Source organism: Streptomyces sp. SID14478 (genome assembly GCF_010548525.1).
Lineage (GTDB): Bacteria > Actinomycetota > Actinomycetes > Streptomycetales > Streptomycetaceae > Streptomyces.
In genome coordinates, this window is the sequence record NZ_JAAGMG010000319.1 from 1 (window position 1) to 1,532 (window position 1,532).

2 protein-coding genes and 2 pseudogenes are annotated in these 1,532 nt (G+C 72.4%); 1 reads left to right on the forward strand and 3 read right to left on the reverse strand.

Going from position 1 to position 1,532, the window contains the following annotated elements:
- Nucleotides 1-169, reverse strand: a pseudogene (locus G3I40_RS47020) (SAM-dependent methyltransferase); the annotation flags it as partial.
- A 20-nt stretch (nucleotides 170-189) separates the two neighbouring features.
- The gene (locus G3I40_RS10820; RefSeq protein WP_164301947.1) at nucleotides 190-495 is read right to left on the reverse strand and encodes a 4a-hydroxytetrahydrobiopterin dehydratase; all 306 of its coding nucleotides are present in this window, start codon (nucleotides 493-495) and stop codon (nucleotides 190-192) included.
- Between the two features lie 39 nt (nucleotides 496-534).
- Here G3I40_RS10820 and G3I40_RS10825 point away from each other — a divergent pair, with 39 nt between their 5' ends.
- Nucleotides 535-1,344, forward strand: a complete 810-nt coding sequence (locus G3I40_RS10825; RefSeq protein ID WP_164301948.1) for a helix-turn-helix transcriptional regulator — start codon at nucleotides 535-537, stop codon at nucleotides 1,342-1,344.
- Here G3I40_RS10825 and G3I40_RS10830 read toward each other — a convergent pair.
- Nucleotides 1,326-1,532, reverse strand: a pseudogene (locus G3I40_RS10830) (hypothetical protein); the annotation flags it as partial. The gene G3I40_RS10825 and the pseudogene G3I40_RS10830 overlap by 19 nt on opposite strands.

The following is a 1,532-nucleotide window of genomic DNA, read 5'->3' on the forward strand; positions in this document are numbered from 1 at the left end:
CCGGGCGGGTCAGGCGGCGCGTCACGATGCCGGTGCCGCAGGCCAGGTCGAGCAGGGTGCGTGCGGTGCCCGGGACGAGGGGGAGGAGCGCGTCGGCCGCGGCCCGCGCGCGGGGTTCCCCGCCGCGGGTCGCGTCGTAGCGGACGGCTTCCAGGTCGTAGTCGAGCAAGGCCCCACCCTACGACCGGGTCAGGACGCGCCGTGGGCGGGAGCCAACTCCTCCACGCGGTGGGCGAGTTCGAAGTCCTTGGCCGTCACGGCGCCGCCCGCGTCGTGCGTGTGCACCGCCAGGGCGACCGTGTTGTAGCCGAGGGTGAGGTCGGAGTGGTGGTTCAGCTCCTCCTGGGCCTGGGCGACGTGCACGACGAGGGCGGCCGCCGCGAAGTGCGTGGCCAGCCGGTAGGTGCGGGTGATCCGGTCGCCGTCGAGTGACCAGCCGGGGAGTTCGGCGAGGCGGTCCTCGATCTCCTTTTGCGAGAGCGGTTGTGTAGGCATGCCTCCAGCGTGCCACCGCCGTCGCGTTACGGTCTCCCCATGACACCTGCGGCGCGCAAGAACACTTCGGAAGTGGGCCGTCTGCTGCGTGGCTGGCGGGAGCAGCGGCGGGTCAGCCAGCTGGAGCTGGCGCTGCGCGCGGACTCCTCGGCGCGGCACATCAGCTTCGTGGAGACGGGCCGTTCGCGCCCCAGCGAGGAGCTCGTCCTGCGGCTCGCCGAGCACCTCGACGTACCCGTGCGCGAGCGCAACGCCCTGTTGCTGGCGGCGGGTTACGCACCCCGGTTCACGCAGACGGCGCTCGACGATCCGGCGCTGGGCTCGCTGCGCGAGGGGCTGGAGCGGCTGCTGCGCGGGTACGAGCCGTATCCGGCGCTGGTCGTCGACGCGACGTACGACGTGGTCGCGGTGAACCGCGGCCTCGCGGCGCTGATGGACTCGCTGCCCGAGGACCTGCTCGCGCAGCAGCCGCTGAACGCGATGCGGCTCACGCTGCACCCGCGCGGTCTCGCGCCGCGCATCCGCAATCTGCGGGAGTGGCGCGGGCACCTGCTGGCGCAGATGGAGCGGCAGATCGGGCTCGCGCGTTCGCAGGCGCTGCGGGAGCTGTACGAGGAGGTCGCCGCGTACCCGGTCCCCGAGGACGCGGCGCGGGCCGAACCGGCCGAGGCCGTGCCGTACTTCGCGCTGCCGATGGTGATCGAGCACGACGGGCACGTGCTGTCGTTCGTGTCGTCGATCGCGACGTTCAACACGCCGATGGACGTGACGGTCGCCGAGCTGGCCATCGAGACGCTCCTGCCGGCCGACCCGGCGACGGTCAAGTATTTTCAGTCCGAAGTGAGTTGAACCCTCACCGCGCGCAGGAGCACGTGCTGCGCGGCGGCGAACCCGGCGACGACCACGGCCTGCAACAGCCCGTACGTCATGCCCGCGGTGCTGGGTTCCAGCCAGACGAACAGGGCGAGCGCGCTGATCACCGTCCAGGCAAGGTTGGCCTCGACGACGACGCGCACGCCGAACGCGGGCGGGCCGCC

What these genes read in the sequence shown, in the direction of transcription:
- G3I40_RS10825 (WP_164301948.1), top strand. Translation starts at nt 535, where the DNA reads ATGACACCTGCGGCGCGCAAGAACACTTCGGAAGTGGGCCGTCTGCTG.
- G3I40_RS10820 (WP_164301947.1), bottom strand. Translation starts at nt 495, where the DNA reads ATGCCTACACAACCGCTCTCGCAAAAGGAGATCGAGGACCGCCTCGCC.